This is a genomic window from Pseudomonas entomophila L48 (assembly GCF_000026105.1).
GTDB lineage: Bacteria > Pseudomonadota > Gammaproteobacteria > Pseudomonadales > Pseudomonadaceae > Aquipseudomonas > Aquipseudomonas entomophila.
In genome coordinates, this window is the sequence record NC_008027.1 from 435,509 (window position 1) to 456,834 (window position 21,326).

Consider the following 21,326-nt stretch of genomic DNA (forward strand, 5'->3'; position numbering starts at 1 on the left):
CGGCGCCGTCCACGACCATTTGTCACATAAGAAAAACCCCGGCCTGGGCCGGGGTTCGTCTTTACTCGTCGAGGAAGGAGCGCAGATGCTCGCTTCGCGTCGGGTGGCGCAGCTTGCGCAGCGCCTTGGCTTCGATCTGGCGGATCCGCTCGCGGGTCACGTCGAACTGCTTGCCGACTTCCTCAAGCGTGTGGTCGGTGTTCATGTCGATGCCGAAACGCATGCGCAGCACCTTGGCTTCGCGTGCGGTCAGGCCCGAGAGCACGTCGCGGGTCGCTTCCTTGAGGCTTTCGACCGTGGCCACGTCGATCGGGGACTGCATGGTGGAGTCCTCGATGAAATCGCCCAGGTGCGAGTCTTCGTCGTCACCGATCGGCGTTTCCATGGAGATTGGCTCCTTGGCGATCTTCAGGACCTTGCGGATCTTGTCCTCAGGCATCTCCATGCGCTCGCCGAGCTCTTCCGGGGTCGGTTCACGGCCCATTTCCTGCAGCATCTGGCGGGAAATACGGTTGAGCTTGTTGATCGTCTCGATCATGTGCACCGGAATACGGATGGTGCGCGCCTGGTCGGCGATCGAACGGGTGATCGCCTGGCGGATCCACCAGGTGGCGTAGGTCGAGAACTTGTAGCCGCGACGGTACTCGAACTTGTCCACCGCCTTCATCAGGCCGATGTTGCCTTCCTGGATCAGGTCGAGGAACTGCAGGCCGCGGTTGGTGTACTTCTTCGCAATGGAGATCACCAGACGCAGGTTCGCCTCGACCATTTCCTTCTTGGCGCGGCGGGCCTTGGCCTCGCCGATGGACATGCGACGGTTGATTTCCTTGATTTCGGCGACGGTCAGGCCGGTCTCGGTCTCGAGGTCGATCAGTTTCTGCTGGCAGGCGACGATCGCGGCGTCTTTCTCACCCAGGGCAGCCGCCCACTTGGTGTTGCGCTTGGCCAGGTCGCCGGACCAGGTCTGGTCGGTCTCGTTGCTCGGGAACAGGCGCAGGAAGTCGGCGCGCGGCATGCGGGCGTCACGCACGCACAGCTGCATGATGGCGCGTTCCTGCTGGCGCAGGCGGTCAAGGGCGCTACGTACGCGCTCGACCAGTGCGTCGAACTGCTTGGGCACCAGCTTGATCGGCATGAACAAGTCAGCCAGGGCCTGCATGGCGCCAATGCTTTCGGCGTGAGTGCGGCCGTGCTTCTTCAGCACCTTGAGGGTGATGACCAGCTGATCGTTGACGGCACCGAAACGCTGCGCAGCAACGACTGGGTCCGGACCGCTTTCGGCCTCTTCCTCGTCGTCACTGCTTTCGGCGTTTTCGTCGTCTTCGTCTTCTTCTTCCTTCGCGGCAGCGGCCTTGGCACCTGGAATCGGTACTTCCTCGGTCGGCGCGGCGATGTTGTCGTCAGGGTCGATGTAACCGCTGAGGACGTCGGACAGGCGGCCGCCTTCGGCGGTGACGCGGTCGTATTCGCTGATGATGTAGTCGACGGTGCCCGGGAAGTGAGCGATGGCGCCCATGACTTCGCGGATGCCTTCCTCGATACGCTTGGCGATTTCGATCTCGCCTTCGCGGGTCAGCAGCTCGACGGTACCCATTTCACGCATGTACATGCGCACCGGGTCGGTCGTGCGGCCGATATCGGTCTCAACGGCCGCCAACGCGGCGGCGGCCTCTTCGGCTGCGGCTTCGTCGGTGTCGGCTTCCGCCAACAACAGGGCATCCGCATCCGGAGCACTCTCGAATACGTTGATCCCCATGTCGTTGATCATGCGGATGATGTCTTCCACCTGCTCCGGATCTGAAATATCCTCTGGCAGGTGGTCGTTGACCTCCGCGTAAGTCAGGTAGCCCTGCTCACGACCGCGGGTGATCAACTCTTTGATACGAGATTGCTGTTGCGCTTTTCCGGACATAACACCCTATCCACTGAAGGTCTTGGCGGGCAAAAAACAAGCCGAGGATTATACCCGAGCATGGACCTCACGCGCCAGATGAGGTCGGGTTTTGTGCGGGAACAGTGCGGCGGAGCAAGTCAAGCAGCTTGGCATTTTCGTCCTCGTCCAGCTTCGTTAGACGGGATTTACTGATCAAACGTTCCAGGCCGCGCTCCCGCTGAGTGGCTGATAATCTGTTAATGGTGTCGAAAAACTGCTGTTCAAGGTTCTGGTCCTCGATTAGCCATTCTTTCTCGGCCATTGATCGTAACATCGCGCCGTACTGAGTTCCGTGACAGCGGGCCATCAGCTCCATGGAGCTTAGCTCAGGTTTTTTCTGCACGGACTGGACCACCGAGATCAGCAGTTGGCCGTCTTCAGACTTCTCGTCGGCGAAGTTGCTGGCGTCCTCGACTTTCAAGGCGAGGGCAGGGCGGTGCAAGACCGTGCGGATGGCGATCCTTATTGGTGGCTCGACTGCCACGGGTACCCACTGCGGCGGTTCGCGCCGCCATTCGCCATCTTTCCAGTTCTTGCCGCCTTTCCAAGACTTGCCATCGCGTGGCTTCTTGCTACTTCCCTTGCTGGGTGTCCATTCCTGGTAGCCGTGCGCATCCGCCGAATAGTCGGGTGGTGCGGGGTCGCCATAATGGCCGTAGTCGATTTCGCTCGGGTAGTTGTAATCAGGGGCGAGATTGTGGCTGGGCAGGCTGGGTGGCGGTGTGTCCTTTCTCAGTCGCTCGGTTTGCTGTGCATCGAGCCCGGTAATTTCCTTCAGGCGGTTGCGCATCAACTGACGCAGGTTCGCACCGGGCACCTGCTCGATCAGTGGCGTGGCCAGCGCGGCCATGTGCGCCTTGCCTTCCAGCGAGCGGGGGTCGGCCTCGTTGCTCAACTGCTCGAAGAAGTAGTCGGCCAGCGACTGGGCATGCTGGTTGATGCGCGCCTGGAAGGCGTCGGTGCCCTCGGCGCGGACCAGGCTGTCCGGGTCTTCGCCTTCGGGCAGGAACAGGAAGCGCGCGCGGCGACCGTCCTGCAGGCTCGACAGGGTCGACTCCAGGGCGCGCCAGGCGGCCTTGCGGCCCGCTTGGTCGCCGTCAAAGCAGAAGAGTACGCTGGGCACCACGCGGAACAGGCGCTTGAGGTGTTCCTCGCTGGTGGCTGTGCCAAGCGTGGCCACGGCGTTGCGCAGGCCTTGTTGAGCGAGGGCGATCACGTCCATGTAGCCCTCGACCACGATGATCTCGTCGAGGTTGCGGTTGTGCTTGCGCGCCTCGTACAGGCCGTACAGCTCCTGACCCTTGTGGAAGACCGGGGTTTCCGGGGAGTTCAGGTACTTGGGCTTGTCGTCGCCCAGCACGCGTCCGCCGAAGGCAATGACCCGGCCGCGGCTGTCGCGGATGGGGAACATCACCCGGTCGCGGAAGCGGTCATAGCGTTTGCCGCTTTCAGCGTTCTCGATCAGCAAGCCGGCGTCGATCATCACTTTCTGTTGAAGTGTGTCGGCGCCGAGGTGTTTGAGCAGGTTGTCCCAGCCCGGAGGGGCGAAGCCCAGACCGAAGTCCCGGGCGATCTCGCCGGACAAGCCGCGACCCTTCAGGTACTCCACTGCCGCCTTGCGGGTGGGGTGGTTGCGCAGGGCCTGGCGATAGAACTCTGCGGCGGCCTCGAGCAGCGGGTACAGCGGCGAATCGGTCGGCTGGCGCGGTTTCTGCCCGCGGCGGCCTTCCTCGCGTGGTACCTCCATGCCCGCCGCGCGTGCCAGTTCCTCGACCGCCTGGGGGAAATCCAGGTTGTCGTGGTCCATGACAAAGCCAAGCGCGTTACCGCCGGCGCCACAGCCGAAGCAGTAGTAGAACTGCTTGTCGGGGCTGACGGTGAAGGAGGGGCTCTTTTCCTTGTGAAACGGGCAGCAGGCGGAGAGATTCTTGCCGGTCTTCTTCAGCTGGACACGTGAACTCACCACATCGACGATGTCGGTGCGGTTGAGAAGGTCGTCGATGAAGCTCTGGGGAATCAGCCCGGCCATGGCAGTCTCGTCATCTGGCAACTGGCAAGTCTAAACGCTTGTGCGCGGGTTTGGCGTGGGGTATCGCAGAAGAGGTGTTGTGCTCGTCACCAGCCCGATGAAGGGCTCGTCAGAGAGGACGTGCACGCCTGGCCAAAGACCAGTTCTGACGTGTTGATGCAGGTTGCCCGTGGCTTTTGCCGGGGCGCCCAAGGCGCATGGCCAAGGGTTTGAAACGACCGCTGCCATCAGCCCGGCACGAGGCCGGGCGGGGCAGAAGCTTTGCGTAGAACGTCTGTATTAGTACAGACGAACGGCGCGGCGCTGTTCGCGCTGGACCTTCTTGGCGTGACGCTTAACAGCGGCAGCGGCTTTGCGCTTACGCTCTGCGGTCGGCTTCTCGTAAAACTCGCGGCTACGAACTTCAGCCAGTACACCGGCTTTTTCGCAGGAGCGCTTGAAACGACGCAGAGCTACGTCGAAGGGTTCGTTCTCTTTAACTTTGACGGCTGGCATCCAGGGCTACCTTAATTCATTACCGGGGTAGACGTGCTCCTGGCAAAACATAAGGTGTGCTGGAGAACGTCGGTTTTCAAGGGTTGCGGATGTTAACCCTTAGCTGGCCGGAATGCAAAGCCTCTGATCGAAAACCGCTGGTCGGCACAAGGTGCGGGGACTATCATGCGCGCCTTCGAATTCAGCCTCCACAAGGCACGGACCCATGCTAGTACTGGGATTGGAAACATCCTGCGACGAAACTGGCGTCGCATTATACGACAGTGAACGCGGCCTGCTGGCCGACGCGCTGTTCAGCCAGATCGACCTGCACCGCGTCTATGGCGGCGTGGTGCCCGAGCTCGCCTCGCGCGACCACGTCAAGCGCATGCTGCCGCTGATCCGCCAGGTGCTGCAAGAGGCCGGCTGCGTCGCCACCGAGATCGACGCCATCGCCTACACCGCGGGTCCTGGCCTGGTCGGCGCACTGCTGGTGGGTGCGTCTTGCGCCCAGGCGCTGGCGTTCGCCTGGGATATCCCTGCGATCGGTGTGCACCATATGGAAGGCCATCTGCTGGCGCCGATGCTCGAGGAGCAACCACCGGAATTTCCGTTCGTCGCTTTGTTGGTCTCGGGTGGCCATACGCAGTTGGTTCGGGTAGATGGTATCGGCCAATACGAGCTGCTGGGCGAGAGCCTGGATGACGCCGCTGGCGAGGCCTTCGACAAGACTGCCAAGCTGATTGGCCTCAACTACCCAGGTGGCCCGGAGATCGCGCGCCTGGCCGAGCAGGGCACGCCGGGGCGCTTCGTATTCCCGCGGCCGATGACCGATAGGCCTGGCCTGCAATTCAGCTTCAGTGGCCTGAAGACCTTCGCCCTGAACACCTGGCAGCAATGCCGCGATGCCGGGGACGACAATGAGCAAACCCGTTGCGACGTGTCCCTGGCGTTCCAGCAGGCGGTGGTGGAGACTCTGACCATCAAGTGCAAGCGTGCCCTCAAGCAGACCGGCCTCAAGCGCCTGGTCATCGCCGGTGGCGTGAGCGCCAACAAGGCCCTGCGCGCGTCCCTCGAGGACATGCTGGCCAGCATCAAGGGCAACGTCTATTACGCGCGCCCGCGCTTCTGTACCGACAATGGCGCGATGATCGCCTACGCTGGCTGCCAGCGTTTGCTGGCCGGTCAGCAGCAGGACCTGGCGATCAGTGTTCAGGCACGCTGGCCGATGGAACAGTTGCCACCCGTGTGAGAGGGGCCAAGGGGCGGGCGTCAGAAGTGGCGTTCGCGCCCGGCAAACAGGTCGCGCAGGTTGCTGCGGTGTCGCCATACGATCATCAGGGTGAGCACCGTCATTGGCAGCAATGCCTCGGGCTCACGCCAAGCCAGCAGTGGCAGGGTGAGTGGTGTGGCGATCAGGGCAGCCAGCGAGCTGGTGCGGGTGAGGTAGAAGGTCAGCACCCAGGCGCCGATGGCCAGCAACGCGGCCGGGAAATACAAGGCCATCAGCATGCCAGCTGCCGTGGCGACGCCCTTGCCGCCCTGAAAGCGGAAGTAGACTGGGAACAGATGGCCGAGTACCGCGCAGATGCCCACCCAGGCTTGCTCCTGCGGGTCGAGGCCAACCTGGCGTGCCAACAACACGGGCAACATGCCCTTGCACAGGTCGCCCAGCAGCGTCAGGATCGCCAGCTTGCGGCCTGCCAGGCGTAGCATGTTGGTTGCGCCGGCATTGCCCGAGCCACTGGAACGCGGGTCCGGGCTGCCCGTGAGGCGGCTGAGGACGATGGCGAAGGACAGAGAGCCAAGCAGGTAGGCAAGCAGCGCCAGTGACCAAAACATGCTAACTATTCCGGGCGAGGACGCCCTGATTCTAACGGCGCCCGTCGCCCTTGTCGTGCTGTGGAGAGAAGTGCTTGGACAGAGTGTTCATCGAAGGCCTGGAAGTCGATACCGTCATCGGTGCCTATGACTGGGAGCGGGATATTCGCCAGTGCCTGCGCCTGGACCTGAGTTTTGCCTGGGATAACCGCCCGGCCGCAGCGGGTGACGACCTTTCGCTGGCACTCGACTATGCCAGTGTGTCGGCGCGTATCCAGGCCTTTGCCGAGCAGGCGCGCTTCGAACTGGTCGAGACCTTCGCCGAACGCCTGGTGGCGGTGCTGATGGACGAATTCAAGATCCCTTGGGTGCGCCTGAAGCTGACCAAGCCAGGCGCGGTGCCCGCAGCCCGTGGTGGCGTTGGCGTGGAGATCGAGCGCGGATGTCTCTGAGCACGGTTTACCTGGGGGTGGGCAGTAACATCGACCGCGAACGGCATTTGTGCGCGGGGCTCGATGCGCTGGCGGGCATTCTCAGTGACATGCACTGTTCAGCGGTGTTCGAAAGCCAGGCCGTGGGCATCAAGAGCGGGCCCTTCTACAACCTGGTGGTGCGTGGACAGACTGATCTGCCGCTGCTGGAGCTTGATCGTCGGCTCAAGTTCATCGAGGCGGACAATGGCCGTTATGCACCGGACCGCAAGGGCCTGCCGCTGGATATCGATGTGTTGATGTACGACGACCTGCATGGCACGTTCAACGGGCTTGTGCTGCCACGGGCGGAGATCCTGAAGAACGCCTTTGTGCTGTGGCCACTGTCACTGTTGGCGCCGGAGCTGGTGCACCCAGGCGCGGGCAAGCCCATGGGGCAGTTGTGGAATGAGGCGAGCATCGAGCAGGTGCTGGCGCCGGTGCCGTTCGAATGGCGGGGGTTGCAGCTGACCCGGATCTAATCCGAAGCGGTTCGTCGGCAAGCCGGCTCCTACACGATCAGGTAGGAGACGGCTTGCCGGCGAACCAGTCAGCGGGCTTTGTAAGCCTGTAGCGCGCTGAGCCGCGCGGCCTTGAGCGCCCCGCCCAGTGCCTGGCCCGTTAACCCGCTTTCCATCAGCGGCTTCACATCCACCGCCCTGGCTGTCGCTGCCGCACCCCGCAAGTACTCGCTCTGTGGGTAGTCCCTGCCCCCAAGCAAGGCATCCATCCTGCACGCCTCGATGAATTCCTCGAAGCGTTGCGGGCGTCGATATACGTCAAATTTCTGCAGCAGATCCAGCAGCATTTCGGGGGCCAGCTCCATGGCTCGGTGCCCTTGCTCATGGAACTCACCCACCAATATCGCCAGTTCCTGGCACTCGCGGGGCGCCTTGAAGCGTTGGTTGACCGTCTTGATCTGCTTTCCCCCGAGGGCAAGCAGCAGGCAGGCCCAGCGTACAGCCAGGGGCTGCTGTTGCGCTGCGGCCTGTTGCAGCACATCGAGCGCGTGACTGCCCTGACTGACCTCGCCATGGAACAGGGCGTCAACCTCCGGCATCAGCTCCTTGAGAGCACCGCAAGCACGCAGCACTTCGATGAATACCTGGGGCTGGTCCTCCATCAGCGCGCGCTCGATTTCCTTCCAGCTGCGCTCTGCGGTCAGCGCCAGCAGTTCGCCCGAAGCACTGATCTGGCGCATCAGCTCCAGTGTTTCATCGGCTACGCGGAACCCCATTGGCGCATAACGGGCGGCGAAACGTGCCACGCGCAGGACGCGTAGCGGATCTTCGGCGAACGCGAGGGAAACGTGACGCAGGATGCGCTGATCAAGGTCTGTTTTACCGTGGTAGGGATCGTGCAGGTCGCCGTGCTCGTCCTCGGCCATGGCATTGATGGTCAGGTCACGGCGTATCAGGTCCTCTTCGAGGGTCACGTCGGGGCTGGCGTGGAAGGTGAAACCGCCGTAACCGCGGCCGCTCTTGCGCTCGGTGCGGGCCAGGGCGTATTCCTCACCGGTTTTGGGGTGAAGGAAAACCGGAAAGTCGGCACCCACCGGGCGAAAGCCCTGGGCCTGCATCTGTTCGACCGTGGCGCCGACCACCAGCCAATCGACGTCGCTGACCGGACGGCCGAGCAAGCGGTCGCGCACGGCGCCGCCAACCTTGTAGATCTGCATATGTAACCTCCATGAGTGCCGACAGGATACCGTGTCGGCACGCATGGGGGAGGGTCAGAGGTGATGAACCACGGCCAGGTCCATGCGCCCGTATTCACCGGCCTCGCCATGCTCGCTGCGGGGCGGCATGTGATGGGTCTTCATGACCTGGTCGCCTTGCACGGTTTCCAGGTGGATGTCGAAGCCCCACAGGCGGTGCAGGTGCTTGAGCACTTCGTCGGTGGAGTCGCCCAGTGGTTTGCGGTTGTGTTGCTGGTGGCGCAGGGTCAGGGAGCGGTCGCCACGACGGTCGATGCTCCAGATCTGCACGTTGGGCTCGCGGTTGCCCAGGTTGTACTGGGCGGCCAGTTGCTCGCGGATAGTCCGGTAGCCGTCTTCGTCGTGGATCGCCGGTACCAGCAGGTCGTCACGCTGGTCGTCGTCGAGGATGCTGAACAACTTGAGGTCGCGGATCACCTTGGGTGAGAGGTACTGCAGGATGAAACTCTCGTCCTTGAAGCTGCTCATGGCGAACTTGATGGTGGACAACCAGTCGCTGCCAGCGATCTCCGGGAACCAGCGGCGATCCTCCTCGGTGGGGTGCTCGCACATGCGACGGATGTCGGTGTACATCGCGAAGCCCAAGGCATAGGGGTTGATACCGCTGTAGTACGGGCTGTCGAAGCCAGGCTGGAATACCACGCTGGTATGCGACTGGAGGAACTCCATCATGAAGCCTTCGGTGATCAACCCCTCGTCGTAGAGGTCGTTCATCAGCGTGTAGTGCCAGAAGGTCGCCCAGCCTTCGTTCATCACCTGGGTCTGGCGCTGCGGGTAGAAATACTGGGCGATCTTGCGCACGATGCGCACGACTTCACGCTGCCAGGGTTCGAGCAACGGGGCGTGTTTCTCGATGAAGTAAAGGATGTTTTCCTGCGGCTCGGCCGGGAAGCGCGCGTCATCCTTTTCGCTGCCTTTCTCCGCGCCTTTGGGGATGGTGCGCCAAAGATCGTTGATCTGCCGTTGCAGGTGCTCCTCGCGTTCTTTCTGGCGGCGGCGCTCCTCTTCCGCAGAGATGGGGTAGGGGCGCTTGTAGCGGTCCACGCCGTAATTCATCAGGGCGTGGCAGGAGTCGATCAGGTCTTCCACGGCGTCGATACCGTGGCGCTCCTCGCATTGAGCGATGTACTGCTTGGCGAACACCAGGTAATCGATGATCGAGCTGGCATCGGTCCAGGTGCGGAACAGGTAGTTGCCCTTGAAGAAGCTGTTGTGGCCATAGCAGGCATGGGCGATCACCAGTGCCTGCATGCACATGGTGTTCTCTTCCATCAGGTAGGCGATGCACGGGTCGGAATTGATCACGATCTCGTAGGCCAGGCCCATCTGCCCGCGGCTGTAGGATTTCTCGGTGCTGAGGAACTGCTTGCCGTACGACCAGTGGTGATAGCCCAGGGGCATGCCCACGGAGGCATAGGCATCCATCATCTGTTCGGCGGTGATGACTTCGATCTGGTTCGGGTAGGTGTCCAGCGCGTAGCGCGCGGCCAGGCGACTGATTTCGCGGTCGTAGGTCTGGATCAGCTCGAACGTCCACTCCGAGCCGACGGATATGGGTTGGCGTCTCTGTTCTCTGGCGCTCATGTGGCTAACCTGCGCTGGAAGAGTTCACGGAAGACCGGGTAGATGTCGCCGGCCGATACCAACTGCTGCTGGGCGAAGGTGTCCGGGTAGGCTTCGCCTATGCGCTCATATTCGTACCACAGCGCCTGGTGTTCGCGTGGGGTGATCTCGACGTAAGTGTAGTACTGCACGTGCGGCATGATCTGGTTGGCGAGGATGTCGCGGCAGATCGGCGAGTCGTCGTTCCAGTTGTCGCCGTCCGAGGCCTGGGCAGCGTAGATGTTCCAGTCACTGGCCGGGTAACGATCGGCCATGATCTCCTGCATCATTTTCAGCGCGCTGGAGACGATGGTGCCGCCAGTCTCCCGGGAGTAGAAGAATTCTTCCTCGTCCACCTCGCGGGCGCTGGTGTGGTGGCGGATGAACACCACCTCGATGCGGTCGTAGTTCCGCTTGAGGAACAGGTACAACAGGATGAAGAAGCGCTTGGCGATATCCTTGGTGGCCTGGGTCATCGAGCCGGAGACGTCCATCAGGCAGAACATCACCGCCTTGGAGCTGGGGTTGGGTTGCTTGATCAACAGGTTGTACTTGAGGTCGAAGGTGTCGAGGAACGGCAGGCGATTGATGCGCGCCTTGAGGCGTTCGATCTCGATTTCGGTTTCCCGGATATCGGTGAAGTTGTCTGGCTCCTCGACTTTCAGTCGCTCCAGTTCTTTCTGTGCCTCGCGCAGCAGCGCACGGCTGCTGCCGGTCAGGGCGATGCGCCGGGCATGGGCCGAGCGCAATGTACGCACGATATTGATGCGCGAGGGGTTGCCTTCGTTGGCGATGCCGGCGCGCACGGTCTTGAAGGTGTCGGTACCGGTCAGGTGGCGTTTGACCAGGTTGGGCAGTTCGAGGTCCTCGAACATGAACTCGAGGAACTCCTCCTGGGTGATCTGGAAGACGAAGTCGTCCATGCCCTCGCCGGAGTTGCCAGCCTTGCCGCGCCCGCCACCGCCGCCACCACCCTGAGGGCGGGCAATGTGTTCGCCGGCGGTGAATTCCTTGTTGCCGGGGTGGACGATGGTCTGTTTGCCGCCACGACCGTGGTGCAGCACCGGTTCATCGATATCGCGACCCGGGATGCTGATCTGTTCGCCATGCTCCATATCCATGATGGAGCGGCGGCTCACGGCCTCTTCGACGGCTTTCTTGATGTGCTCACGGTACCGCCGCAGAAAACGCTGGCGGTTGACCGTGCTCTTGTTCTTGCCGTTCAGGCGTCGGTCGATTACGTAGCTCATGGGCCCTCCGGTAGCGGGATACAGCTGCAAGCTTCAAGCTACGAGCTGCAAGTAAAAGCAGTCGCCGCCGCCACGGGCGGTGCGCGGGAGCCCGACGCACCGCCTGTGACTTGCCGCCTTTACTGCGATTTCCTGACCCGCAGGTACCATTCCGACAGCAGGCGCACCTGTTTGTCGGTGTAGCCACGCTCCACCATCCGGGTGACGAAGTCGTTGTGCTTCTGTTGATCCTCTTTGCTGGCCTTGGCGTTGAAGCTGATGACGGGCAGCAGGTCCTCGGTGTTGGAGAACATTTTTTTCTCGATCACCACCCGCAGCTTCTCGTAGCTGAGCCAGCTGGGGTTCTTGCCGTTGTTGTTGGCCCGGGCACGCAGCACGAAGTTGACGATCTCGTTGCGGAAGTCTTTCGGATTGCTGATGCCGGCCGGCTTCTCGATCTTCTCCAGCTCTTCGTTGAGGGCGATGCGGTTGAGGATTTCGCCGGTTTCCGGGTCACGGTACTCCTGGTCCTGGATCCAGAAGTCGGCGTACAGCACGTAGCGGTCGAAAATGTTCTGGCCGTATTCGCTGTAGGACTCAAGGTAGGCGGTCTGGATCTCCTTGCCGATGAACTCGATGTAGCGCGGTGCCAGGTACTCCTTCAGGTAACGCAGGTAGCGTTCACGCACCTCGGCAGGGAACTGTTCCTGCTCGATCTGCTGTTCCAGCACATACAGCAGGTGCACTGGATTGGCCGCAATTTCGTGCGGATCGAAGTTGAACACCTTGGACAGGATCTTGAACGCAAAACGCGTCGAAAGGCCGTTCATGCCCTCGTCGACACCGGCTGAGTCGCGGTATTCCTGGATCGACTTGGCCTTGGGGTCGGTGTCTTTCAGGTTTTCGCCATCGTAGACACGCATTTTCGAGTAGATGTTGGAGTTTTCCGGCTCTTTCAGGCGCGAGAGCACGGTGAACTGGGCCAGCATCTTGAGGGTGTCGGGCGCGCAATGGGCCTTGGCCAGCGAGCTGTTGACCAGCAGCTTGTCGTAGATCTTGATCTCGTCGCTGACTCGCAGGCAATACGGGACCTTGACGATGTAGATCCGGTCGATGAACGCTTCGTTGTTCTTGTTGTTGCGGAAGGTGTGCCACTCCGATTCGTTGGAGTGGGCCAGCAGGATGCCGGTATAAGGGATGGCTCCCAGGCCCTCGGTACTGTTGTAGTTGCCCTCCTGCGTGGCAGTGAGCAGCGGGTGCAGGACCTTGATCGGTGCCTTGAACATCTCGACGAATTCCATCAGGCCCTGGTTGGCCCGGCACAGCGCGCCCGAATAGCTGTAGGCGTCGGCATCGTTCTGTGGGAATTCCTCGAGCTTGCGGATATCCACCTTGCCCACCAGGGCTGAAATATCCTGGTTGTTCTCGTCGCCCGGTTCGGTTTTGGCGATGGCGATCTGGTTGAGGATCGAGGGGTAGAGCTTGACCACCCTGAACTGGCTGATATCACCGCCGAACTCCGCCAGGCGCTTGGTGGCCCAGGGCGACATGATGGTGTTCAGGTAGCGTCGGGGTATCCCGTAGTCCTCTTCCAGGATGGCGCCGTCTTCCGTGGCGTTGAAAAGCCCCAGGGGCGATTCGAACACCGGCGAACCCTTGATGGCGTAGAACGGTACCCTTTCCATCAACTGCTTGAGCTTTTCGGCCAGCGACGATTTACCGCCGCCCACCGGGCCCAGCAGGTAGAGGATCTGTTTCTTTTCTTCCAGGCCCTGGGCGGCATGACGGAAGTAGGAGACGATCTGGTCGATGCATTCTTCCATCCCGTGGAAGTCGGCAAAGGTCGGATATCGACGGATCACCTTGTTGGAGAAGATCCGCGACAGCCTGGAGTTGCTGGAGGTGTCGATCAGCTCGGGTTCACCGATGGCCATCAACAGCCGCTCGGCCGCCGAGGCATAGGCGCTGCGATCTTGCTTGCACAGGTCGAGGTACTCCTGCAGGGTGAGTTCTTCCTGCCGGGTAGACTCGAAACGTTGTTGGAAGTGGCTAAAAATGCTCATGACGTCACCTCGCTCGATACGTGGAGACGACGCCGGATCAGTCAGCTGATGCTGGCATGCAACCGGGCTTGCCGATTGCTGTATACCCCCCAGAACACCTTGAAACGCTACCGATGACCCGCACGCCGGTGTACCGGCTCTCCCCTTTTTTTGGATGGCCTGGGCTTAAGGATAGTTGGTTATACGCAAGGTCAAGGGCGGGGAGCCAAGAAGACGCCTACGACCGTTCGTCAGGTCTGGCGCGAGCCCGCACGGAGCGCGGGCTGCAGGAAAAATGAAAAAAAGTTATTCGGCGTTGCCCTGGGCCGTCTCGCCTGGGTAGGTGCTGCGCCACAGCTCGAAGCCACCATCGATGCTGTAGACGTTGGAGAAGCCCTGGCCGACCAGGTAGGCGGCGGCGCTCTGGCTGGAGTTGCCGTGGTAGCAGACGACCAGTGTAGGCGCGTCGAGGTCGGCGTTGCGGATGAAGTCGGCCACCGAGTGGTTATCCAGATGAGTGGCGCCGGTGATGTGGCCGGCGGCGTAGGCCTGTGGGTCGCGGATGTCGACCACGACTGCACCTTCGGCACGCAAGGCGAGGGCTTGTTCGGGGCTGATGCGCTTGAATTCGCTCATGGGTGCGGTTCCTTCAGGGCTGATCGTTGTTGAGTGCCGCGGGGCGAGGAGTGCCCTCGCGGGTGCAGTCGCAGCGGTGGTATTCACCGCTGTCGACGTTGTACAGGGTCATCGCGCCGCCCCAGACGCAACCGGTGTCCAGGGCAATTACGCCCGGCACGTCGACGCGGCCTTCGAGGGCGGCCCAGTGGCCGAAGATGATCTTCACGTGCCGCGAGCGGCGGTCCGGGTGGTCGAACCAGGGTTTGTAGCCCTTGGGGGCGCTCTCCAGCCCTTCCTTGCTCTTGAGGTCGAGCTTTCCTGTTGCGGTGCAGAAGCGCATGCGGGTGAAGTAGTTGGTGATCACTCGCAGGCGTTCGACGCCGGCCAGGTCCTTGCTCCACTTGTTGGGTTCGTTGCCGTACATGCCGTCCAGGTACAGCTTGAGCCGGCCATCGTCACGCAGTACTTCCTCGACTTCGGCGGCCAGTTCCAGCGCCTTGCCCAGCGTCCACTGCGGTGGGATGCCAGCATGGACCATGGCAATGCCGCGTGGCTCGTCGTAGTGCAGCAGCTTCTGCCGACGCAGCCAGTCAAACAGTTGGTCGGCGTCCGGGGCCTCTATGATTTCGCGCAGGGTGTCGCTTTTCTTCAGGCGTTCGACATTGTGCCAGGCGGCCAGCAGGTGCAGGTCGTGATTGCCCAGCACGCAGACCAGCGAATCGCGAATCGAATAGAGGTAGCGCAGGGTCTCGAGCGACTCCGGGCCGCGGTTGACCAGGTCGCCCACCAGCCACAGCCGGTCCACGGCGGGGTTGAAGTGCGCGCGTTCGAGCAGGCACTTGAGTGGTTGCAGGCAACCTTGCAGGTCACCGACCGCGTAGGTGGCCATCAGTGCAGCGCTCCGGGCACCGCCAGGCGGAACGGCGCGATCGTCGCATCGAAGCGTTTACCGTCCTCGGCGAACATCTGGTAGCTGCCCTGCATGGTGCCGACGCGGGTGCTGATCACCGCACCGCTGCTGTAGGTGTGGCTCTGGCCGGGCTCGATCAGCGGTTGCTGGCCGATCACGCCCGCGCCCCGGACTTCCTCGACTTCGCCATCGCCGTTGGTGATCAGCCAGTGCCGGGACATCAGCTTGGCTTTCACCGTGCCGTTGTTCTGCACGGTGATGGTGTAGGCGAAGGCGAAACGGTCGTTTTCGGGGTCGGATTGATCTTTGAGATAGCGGGTCACGACGCTGACGTCGATCTGGTAGCGAGGGTCGGACATGCAAGGGCCTTGGGCGAACTGACGCAATAACGCAGTCTAGGCCATTGGCGGGGGGGAGGGCCAGCGGTGCAGGGGCTACGGGCCCTGTTCGCCGGCAAGCCGGCTCCTACAGGCTAATGTAGGCGCCGGCTAAGGCGATCAGCCCTGCTGTTCGGCCAGCTTGTCGGCCAGGCGCACGAATGCGGCCAGGTCCAACTGCTCGGGGCGCAGGCTGCCATCGACGCCGGCAGCCTCGATGGCCTGGCTGTCGAGCAGGCCCTTGAGGGTATTGCGCAGGGTCTTGCGGCGCTGGTTGAAGGCTTCGCGTACCACGCGCTCGAGCAGCAGCGGGTCCTTGGCCGGGTGCGGCAGCACCTCGTGGGGTACCAGGCGCACAATGGCCGAATCCACTTTCGGCGGTGGGTTGAACGCGCCTGGGCCGACATTGAACAGGTGCTCCACGCGGCAGTGGTACTGGACCATGATCGACAGGCGACCCCAGTCCCCACCACCCGGGCCTGCGGCCATGCGCTCGACCACTTCCTTCTGCAGCATGAAGTGCATGTCGCGGATCAGGTTGGCGTGGGCCAGCAGGTGGAAGATCAGCGGTGTCGAGATGTTGTAGGGCAGGTTGCCCACCACCTTGAGGCTGCGCTCCGGCACGCCCAGCTGATTGAAGTCGAACTTCAGGGCGTCGCCTTGATGCAGGCGGAAATTGCCGCGCCCGGCGAACTTGTGTTGCAGGATCGGCACCAGGTCCTTGTCCAGCTCCACCACGTCCAGCTGTGCGCCGCTGCCCAGCAGGCCTTCGGTGAGGGCGCCCTGGCCAGGGCCGATTTCCAGCAGGTGTTCGCCGGCCTTGGCGTTGATCGCCCGCAGGATGCGGTCGATGATTCCGGCGTCATGCAGGAAGTTCTGGCCGAAGCGCTTGCGCGCCCGGTGTTGGTAGTGCTCGTTCATGGTCGGTTCTCGGCCATCTGGTAGGCGGTTTCCAGGGCAACGCGCAGGCTGCCGGTGTCGATCCGGCCGCTGCCGGCCAGGTCCAGGGCGGTGCCGGCCAGGTCCAGGGCGGTGCCGTGGTCGACCGACGTGCGGATGATCGGCAGGCCCAGCGTCACGTTGACCGCGGCGCCGAAGCCCTTGTACTTGAGTACGGGCAGGCCCTGGTCGTGGTACATCGCCAGCACCGCGTCGCAGTGCTCCAGATATTTGGGGGTAAACAGGGTATCGGCCGGCAGTGGTCCGCGCAGGTCCATGCCTTCCTGGCGCAGGCGCTCCAGGGCGGGCTCGATGATGTCGATTTCTTCGCGGCCCAGGTGGCCGCCTTCCCCGGCGTGCGGATTGAGCCCGCAGACCAGGATACGTGGGTTGTCGATGCCGAACTTGTCGCGCATGTCCGCATGCAGGATGCGGGTGACGCGCTCGAGGCGTTCGGGGGTGATGGCATCGGCGATGTCGCGCAGGGGCAGGTGAGTGGTCACCAATGCCACGCGCAGGCCTCGTGTCGCCAGCATCATGACCACTTGCGCGGTATGGGTGAGGTCGGCGAGGAACTCGGTGTGCCCGGAGAAGGCAATGCCGCTCTCGTTGATCACGCCCTTGTGCACGGGGGCGGTGATCATGCCGGCGAATTCACCGTCGAGGCAGCCTTGGCCGGCGCGGGTGAGGGTCTCCAGGACGAAGGCGGCGTTGGCCTTGTCCAGTTGTCCGGCTACTACTGGCTTGGCCAGGGGGGTGTCCCAGACGTACAGGCTCCCGGCGGGGGCTGGGTGTTCCGGAAAGCTGCCAGGCGTGACCGGGCGCAGGTCGACGGCCAGCCCCAGCTGCGTGGCCCGCTCGGCGAGCAGGTCACGGCTGGTGATGGCGATCAGGGGGTGGGGCTGGGCCTCGGCGGCGAGCAGCAGGCACAGGTCGGGGCCTATGCCGGCTGGCTCACCGGGTGTAACGGCGAAGCGCAGGGGCTTCACTGGCCGGCCTGGTCGGCGCCAGGCAGCTTGATTTCAACGTAGGCTTCGTCGCGGATCTGGCGCAGCCAGGTCTGCAGCTCTTCGTCGTACTTGCGGTTGCGCAGGACGTTCATGGCCTGCTGCTCGCGTGCCTGGGCGGTGCTGTCGGTGGCGCGGCGGCCCATCACTTCAAGCACGTGCCAGCCGTACTGGGTGCGGAACGGGCGGGTGACTTCGCCTTGCTGGGCGTTGGCCATCTGCTCGCGGAACTCCGGCACCAGGCTGTTCGGGTCGACCCAGTTGAGGTCGCCACCGTTGAGCGCCGAACCCGGGTCTTCCGAGAAGCTCTTCGCCAGTTCACTGAAGTCTTCACCGTTCTTGATCCGGTCGTACAGGCGCTCGGCCAATTGTTCGGTGGCCTTGTCGCTGCGGATCTCGCTGGGCTTGATCAGGATGTGGCGTACGTGCACTTCGTCGCGCAGCACACTGCTTTCGCCACCACGCTTCTCCTCGAGCTTGAGGATGATGAAGCCGTTGGGGATGCGGATTGGCTGGGTGACATCACCGGTAGCCATGCTGCTGAGCATCTTGGCGAAGTCAGGTGGCAGCTGGCCGGCCTTGCGCCAGCCCATCTCGCCGCCTTCCAGGGCGTTCTCGCTAGCCGAGCGCGCGATGGCCAGGCGTGCGAAGTCGGCACCTTGCTTGAGCTGCTGGTAGACGTCGCCCGCTTGGCGGGCTGCCGCCTGGATCGCGTCGGAATTGGCGCTTTCCGGGGTCGGGATGAGGATGTTGGCCAGGCGGTACTCTTCCGAGAGCTGCATCTTGCCCAGGTCCGAGTTGAGGAAGTTCTTCACTTCCTGCTCGGAGACCTGGATGCGTTCGGCGACCCGACGCTGACGCACGCGGCTGATGATCATCTCGCGCTTGATCTGCTCGCGGGCGTCGTCGTACGACAGGCCGTCGTGGGCCAGGGCGGCGCGGAACTGCTCCAGCGACATGCCATTGCGCTGGGCAATGGTGCCGACGGCCTGGTTCAGTTCCTCGTCGGTGATGCGGATGCCCGAGCGTTCGCCGATCTGCAGTTGCAGGTTCTCGACGATCAGGCGCTCCAATACCTGCTGCTCCAGCGCACCGGCCGGTGGCACCCCACCGCCACGTTTGGCGATGGTTTGCTGCACTTCGTGCACACGCTGGTCCAGTTGGCTCTGCATGACCACGTCGTTGTCGACGATGGCCACCACGCGGTCGATGGGTTGCACCGCGGCATGCACCGCGCCACTCAGCAATACGGCGCCCAGCATCAGCGGGCGCAGACGATCAATAAGCTTGCTCTTCACGGGTACGGTAACCTTGAATGCCTTGGTCCAGGAACGATTCGACCTTGTTGCCCACTACACCGCCGAGGCCCTTGAGCACGACTTGCAGGAAGACGCCATGGTCACCCTTCTCGTTGGTTGGGGTTGCCTGGCTGAAATCGTCGTAATCCAACCAGTAACGGTTGATCAGGCGCAGCTTCCAGCAGCAGCTGTCATATTCGAAACCACCCATGGCCTCGAGCGTCCGGTTGCGGTTGTAATCGTGTTGCCAGCGAGCAATGACGCTCCATTGCGGCACGATAGGCCAGATGACCGAGAAGTCGTGTTGCTGGATCTTGTAGTAGTCCTTGATGTAGTTCGCGTCACCCGGCGAGCCGTAGTCACCGCCCCCCACTTTCCAGGCACCGGTCAGGGAGTCGTAGGTGATCGTGTCATTGCGGTAGCGATAACCGAGGTTGACGATCTTGTTCGGGTTGTCCTCAGGCTGGTAGTGGAACATCGCGCTGCCCGAGCGGGTGCTGCGGCTGTCCGGATCCCAGTTGAAGTCCGAGTTGAAGCGCCAATCCCGGTTGAAGGCGTACTCGTATTCGAGTGCGTACGGAGAGACATCCGACTGGCTGTCCTTGCGGGTGCGGTAGTCGATGCCTGGCAACTGGACCTTGCGATCCTTGAAGTAATAAGCCTGGCCAATGCTGAAGCGCTGGCGTTGGAAGCCATTGTCTTCAATCCAGCGGTTGGTCACGCCGAGCGACAATTTGTTCTCGTCGCCGATACGGTCGGTGCCGGCGAAGCGGTTATCGCGGAACAACGAGGCGTAGTTAAACAGTGTCTCGCCGGTGTCGAACAGTGGGATGTCTCTCTGGTCCTTGTACGGGACATAGAGGTAGAACAGACGCGGCTCGAGGGTCTGGCGGTAGTTGGTGCCGAACAGCTGGGTGTTGCGGTCGAAATAGAGGCCGCTGTCGACGCTGAAGATCGGGACGTTACGGTTGATCGCGCTGTTGTAAGTGCCGTATGCAGGATTGGCGGAGTCTTGTGCGGCTTGCGCCTGGCCCCGGCTGTTCAGGTCCAGGTCGTAATGGGTGTAGACGTATTTCAGCTTGGGCGTGAGGAAGCCATAGCTGGCTTCCATCGGCAGGCTGATCGACGGCGCCGCGTTCAGGCGCGTGCCGTTGGCACGGGCAATACCGCGGAGGCTCTCGTCGATTCGACGGCCACCGATGACTTCGCCATTCGCATCCTTGACAACACCAATGGACTCGTCAGGCTTGCCGTCTTTGTCGAACACCAGATCGTTCTTCAGGTCGCGCTCGAAGCGAACTGCTTCGGTCTCATAACCGAAGTCCAGGCCGGACGGATGGAACGGCAGCGTGCCGTTGAAGGTGACCTGCGGCAGCTTGTCGTAAGGGGTGATTTGCGAAATTGTCGCCATTTCGTAGGCATGCACGTTCAACCGAGCGGTGTAGTTATCGCCGCGGTAATTAAGTGCGCCCTGCTGGTTGACGAAGTCCCTTTTTTCAACACCGATCTGATCAGTTTCCAGGTCCTGGAAATAGAACGGGTCGCTGATGTCGGTGTAATCCACCTCGGTCATCAGACGCTCGTCCAGGCCACCTTTGTGCTGCCAGTTGACCATCCAGCGTTCTTTTTTGTAGTCCGTCTGCAGCTTGCGGTCATCGCTCTCGTCATTGAGATACGCGCCGCCAAACTGGCCTTCACTGGACTTGGTGAGGTAGCGGAACTCGCCTTCCATCAGCATGCCGCGCTTGGCCATGTAGCGCGGGTACAACGTGGCATCGTAGTTCGGTGCCAGGTTGAAGTAGTACGGGGTGACCAGCATGAAGCCGGTGTCGCTGCTGGTGCTGAACGACGGCGGCAGGAAGCCGGACTGGCGACGGTCGTCGATCGGGAAATAGATGTACGGTGTGTAGAGTACCGGGAAATCCTTGACCCGCAGCGTCACGTTGGTCGCGGTACCGAAACCGGTGGCCGGGTTCAGGGTGATGTTGTTGCCCTTGAGCTGCCATGCGTTGCTGCCCGGCTCACAGGTGGTATAGGTACCGTCCTTGAGGCGGATGATGGCGTTTTCTGCACGCTTGGCGTAAAGGGCGTTGCCGCGGATGTGCGACTTGTGCATTACGTATTCGGCGTTGTCGACCCGGGCTTCGCCGGTGTCGAGCTGGATCTGCGCCTCGTCGCCGACTACCAGCGAGCCGTTGTCGCGGATCTTGACGTTGCCCTTGAGCTCGCCACGGTTCTCGGCCTGGTACAGGTTGGCTTCGTCGGCCTCGGCCTGCATGCTGCCCTGGCGCATGACCACGTCACCGGCGAGCGTGGCGATCTGCTGCTCTTGCTGGTACTTGGAGACCTTGGCGTTGATGTAGGTGGGCGACTCGTCCTTGGGCGTGGTGTCGTTCATGCCCGGGCGGGTTGGCTCGATGTAAGCGCCGCCGCAGTACGGGCCGGTCTCGGCCAGCTGCGCGGCGGTGAGCTTCTCGCGCGGTACCCAGTCCAGATGGCTGTAGTCTTCGCTGCGCGACTTCAGGCCGCGGCCTTTCGACTCGGTGACCAGCATCGGCTTTTCGGCTTGCGCCTCGCCGACCTCGCCGGGCGCTTCGGCACCCGAGCTCGCGGCGGCAGCGCCAGGGTGCACCGGGCGTGGAGGCAGGTTGCCTGTGGCCTTGGGCTTGCAGTCCCAGCCGCCGGCGGCGGACACTTGGCAGTCGAACTGCTCGGCCGCCACCACAAACGAGGTGGCCAGGGGTTGCAGTGCCAGCAGACCGCCAGTCACCAGCAACGGAAACTTTCTACGAAACGCGGGGGATTTCAATGCCATCTTATTAGTCCGGGCTTCCTGCGTGCCATCTGCCCGCGTGTGGGG

General features: G+C 62.3%; 18 protein-coding genes. 3 read left to right on the forward strand and 15 right to left on the reverse strand.

Annotated elements, in window-relative coordinates:
• Positions 1-61: 61 nt before the first annotated feature.
• From rpoD to rpsU, 3 genes are all read right to left on the reverse strand, one after another.
• Positions 62-1,912, reverse strand: coding sequence for an RNA polymerase sigma factor RpoD (rpoD, locus tag PSEEN_RS01895; RefSeq protein ID WP_011531826.1), 1,851 nt, complete (start codon positions 1,910-1,912; stop codon positions 62-64).
• A 67-nt stretch (positions 1,913-1,979) separates the two neighbouring features.
• Positions 1,980-3,962, reverse strand: a complete 1,983-nt coding sequence (dnaG, locus tag PSEEN_RS01900) for a DNA primase (RefSeq protein ID WP_011531827.1) — start codon at positions 3,960-3,962, stop codon at positions 1,980-1,982.
• 279 nt (positions 3,963-4,241) lie between these two features.
• Positions 4,242-4,457 (reverse strand): 30S ribosomal protein S21, encoded by a 216-nt coding sequence (gene rpsU, locus PSEEN_RS01905; RefSeq protein ID WP_003255575.1) that lies wholly within the window; start codon positions 4,455-4,457, stop codon positions 4,242-4,244.
• A 205-nt stretch (positions 4,458-4,662) separates the two neighbouring features.
• Here rpsU and tsaD point away from each other — a divergent pair, with 205 nt between their 5' ends.
• On the forward strand, positions 4,663-5,688 hold the full coding sequence (gene tsaD, locus PSEEN_RS01910) for a tRNA (adenosine(37)-N6)-threonylcarbamoyltransferase complex transferase subunit TsaD (RefSeq protein WP_011531828.1): 1,026 nt from the start codon (positions 4,663-4,665) through the stop codon (positions 5,686-5,688).
• 20 nt (positions 5,689-5,708) lie between these two features.
• On the opposite strand, the gene plsY is transcribed toward tsaD, so the two are convergent.
• The gene (plsY, locus tag PSEEN_RS01915; protein ID WP_011531829.1) at positions 5,709-6,278 is read right to left on the reverse strand and encodes a glycerol-3-phosphate 1-O-acyltransferase PlsY; all 570 of its coding nucleotides are present in this window, start codon (positions 6,276-6,278) and stop codon (positions 5,709-5,711) included.
• Positions 6,279-6,352: 74 nt separating this feature from the next.
• Between plsY and folB the strand changes: the two genes are divergently transcribed.
• Positions 6,353-6,709: a dihydroneopterin aldolase gene (gene folB / locus PSEEN_RS01920; RefSeq protein WP_011531830.1), complete on the forward strand. Its 357-nt coding sequence runs from the start codon at positions 6,353-6,355 to the stop codon at positions 6,707-6,709.
• On the forward strand, positions 6,700-7,209 hold the full coding sequence (folK, locus tag PSEEN_RS01925) for a 2-amino-4-hydroxy-6-hydroxymethyldihydropteridine diphosphokinase (RefSeq protein WP_011531831.1): 510 nt from the start codon (positions 6,700-6,702) through the stop codon (positions 7,207-7,209). The genes folB and folK overlap by 10 nt, the downstream gene beginning before the upstream one ends.
• 68 nt (positions 7,210-7,277) lie before the next feature.
• On the opposite strand, the gene PSEEN_RS01930 is transcribed toward folK, so the two are convergent.
• The 11 genes from PSEEN_RS01930 to PSEEN_RS01980 all read right to left on the reverse strand — a co-directional run bounded on the left by PSEEN_RS01930 (position 7,278) and on the right by PSEEN_RS01980 (position 21,281).
• On the reverse strand, positions 7,278-8,405 hold the full coding sequence (locus tag PSEEN_RS01930) for a multifunctional CCA addition/repair protein (RefSeq protein WP_011531832.1): 1,128 nt from the start codon (positions 8,403-8,405) through the stop codon (positions 7,278-7,280).
• A 54-nt stretch (positions 8,406-8,459) separates the two neighbouring features.
• The gene (locus PSEEN_RS01935) at positions 8,460-10,028 is read right to left on the reverse strand and encodes a SpoVR family protein (RefSeq protein WP_011531833.1); all 1,569 of its coding nucleotides are present in this window, start codon (positions 10,026-10,028) and stop codon (positions 8,460-8,462) included.
• Positions 10,025-11,296 (reverse strand): YeaH/YhbH family protein, encoded by a 1,272-nt coding sequence (locus tag PSEEN_RS01940; protein WP_011531834.1) that lies wholly within the window; start codon positions 11,294-11,296, stop codon positions 10,025-10,027. The genes PSEEN_RS01935 and PSEEN_RS01940 overlap by 4 nt, the downstream gene beginning before the upstream one ends.
• A 119-nt stretch (positions 11,297-11,415) precedes the next feature.
• Positions 11,416-13,338: a PrkA family serine protein kinase gene (locus PSEEN_RS01945; protein WP_011531835.1), complete on the reverse strand. Its 1,923-nt coding sequence runs from the start codon at positions 13,336-13,338 to the stop codon at positions 11,416-11,418.
• A 285-nt stretch (positions 13,339-13,623) separates the two neighbouring features.
• Positions 13,624-13,953 carry a thiosulfate sulfurtransferase GlpE gene (gene glpE / locus PSEEN_RS01950; protein WP_011531836.1) on the reverse strand — a complete coding sequence of 110 codons (330 nt, stop codon included), beginning with the start codon at positions 13,951-13,953 and terminating at the stop codon, positions 13,624-13,626.
• A 13-nt stretch (positions 13,954-13,966) separates the two neighbouring features.
• Entirely contained in the window at positions 13,967-14,824 is an 858-nt protein-coding gene (locus PSEEN_RS01955; protein ID WP_011531837.1) for a symmetrical bis(5'-nucleosyl)-tetraphosphatase, read from the reverse strand.
• Positions 14,824-15,204, reverse strand: coding sequence for a Co2+/Mg2+ efflux protein ApaG (gene apaG / locus PSEEN_RS01960; protein ID WP_011531838.1), 381 nt, complete (start codon positions 15,202-15,204; stop codon positions 14,824-14,826). Before apaG ends, PSEEN_RS01955 begins: the two co-directional genes overlap by 1 nt.
• A 138-nt stretch (positions 15,205-15,342) precedes the next feature.
• The gene (gene rsmA / locus PSEEN_RS01965) at positions 15,343-16,143 is read right to left on the reverse strand and encodes a 16S rRNA (adenine(1518)-N(6)/adenine(1519)-N(6))-dimethyltransferase RsmA (RefSeq protein ID WP_011531839.1); all 801 of its coding nucleotides are present in this window, start codon (positions 16,141-16,143) and stop codon (positions 15,343-15,345) included.
• Positions 16,140-17,150: a 4-hydroxythreonine-4-phosphate dehydrogenase PdxA gene (gene pdxA, locus PSEEN_RS01970; protein WP_011531840.1), complete on the reverse strand. Its 1,011-nt coding sequence runs from the start codon at positions 17,148-17,150 to the stop codon at positions 16,140-16,142. The genes rsmA and pdxA overlap by 4 nt, the downstream gene beginning before the upstream one ends.
• Positions 17,147-18,466 carry a peptidylprolyl isomerase SurA gene (gene surA, locus PSEEN_RS01975; protein WP_011531841.1) on the reverse strand — a complete coding sequence of 440 codons (1,320 nt, stop codon included), beginning with the start codon at positions 18,464-18,466 and terminating at the stop codon, positions 17,147-17,149. Before surA ends, pdxA begins: the two co-directional genes overlap by 4 nt.
• The gene (locus tag PSEEN_RS01980; protein WP_011531842.1) at positions 18,447-21,281 is read right to left on the reverse strand and encodes an LPS-assembly protein LptD; all 2,835 of its coding nucleotides are present in this window, start codon (positions 21,279-21,281) and stop codon (positions 18,447-18,449) included. The genes surA and PSEEN_RS01980 overlap by 20 nt, the downstream gene beginning before the upstream one ends.
• Positions 21,282-21,326: the final 45 nt, after the last annotated feature.

What these genes read in the sequence shown, in the direction of transcription:
- PSEEN_RS01980 (WP_011531842.1), bottom strand. Translation starts at nt 21,281, where the DNA reads ATGGCATTGAAATCCCCCGCGTTTCGTAGAAAGTTTCCGTTGCTGGTG.
- rpoD (WP_011531826.1), bottom strand. Translation starts at nt 1,912, where the DNA reads ATGTCCGGAAAAGCGCAACAGCAATCTCGTATCAAAGAGTTGATCACC.
- glpE (WP_011531836.1), bottom strand. Translation starts at nt 13,953, where the DNA reads ATGAGCGAATTCAAGCGCATCAGCCCCGAACAAGCCCTCGCCTTGCGT.
- tsaD (WP_011531828.1), top strand. Translation starts at nt 4,663, where the DNA reads ATGCTAGTACTGGGATTGGAAACATCCTGCGACGAAACTGGCGTCGCA.
- rpsU (WP_003255575.1), bottom strand. Translation starts at nt 4,457, where the DNA reads ATGCCAGCCGTCAAAGTTAAAGAGAACGAACCCTTCGACGTAGCTCTG.
- PSEEN_RS01930 (WP_011531832.1), bottom strand. Translation starts at nt 8,405, where the DNA reads ATGCAGATCTACAAGGTTGGCGGCGCCGTGCGCGACCGCTTGCTCGGC.
- apaG (WP_011531838.1), bottom strand. Translation starts at nt 15,204, where the DNA reads ATGTCCGACCCTCGCTACCAGATCGACGTCAGCGTCGTGACCCGCTAT.
- PSEEN_RS01940 (WP_011531834.1), bottom strand. Translation starts at nt 11,296, where the DNA reads ATGAGCTACGTAATCGACCGACGCCTGAACGGCAAGAACAAGAGCACG.
- rsmA (WP_011531839.1), bottom strand. Translation starts at nt 16,143, where the DNA reads ATGAACGAGCACTACCAACACCGGGCGCGCAAGCGCTTCGGCCAGAAC.
- dnaG (WP_011531827.1), bottom strand. Translation starts at nt 3,962, where the DNA reads ATGGCCGGGCTGATTCCCCAGAGCTTCATCGACGACCTTCTCAACCGC.
- PSEEN_RS01955 (WP_011531837.1), bottom strand. Translation starts at nt 14,824, where the DNA reads ATGGCCACCTACGCGGTCGGTGACCTGCAAGGTTGCCTGCAACCACTC.
- PSEEN_RS01945 (WP_011531835.1), bottom strand. Translation starts at nt 13,338, where the DNA reads ATGAGCATTTTTAGCCACTTCCAACAACGTTTCGAGTCTACCCGGCAG.
- PSEEN_RS01935 (WP_011531833.1), bottom strand. Translation starts at nt 10,028, where the DNA reads ATGAGCGCCAGAGAACAGAGACGCCAACCCATATCCGTCGGCTCGGAG.
- folK (WP_011531831.1), top strand. Translation starts at nt 6,700, where the DNA reads ATGTCTCTGAGCACGGTTTACCTGGGGGTGGGCAGTAACATCGACCGC.
- plsY (WP_011531829.1), bottom strand. Translation starts at nt 6,278, where the DNA reads ATGTTTTGGTCACTGGCGCTGCTTGCCTACCTGCTTGGCTCTCTGTCC.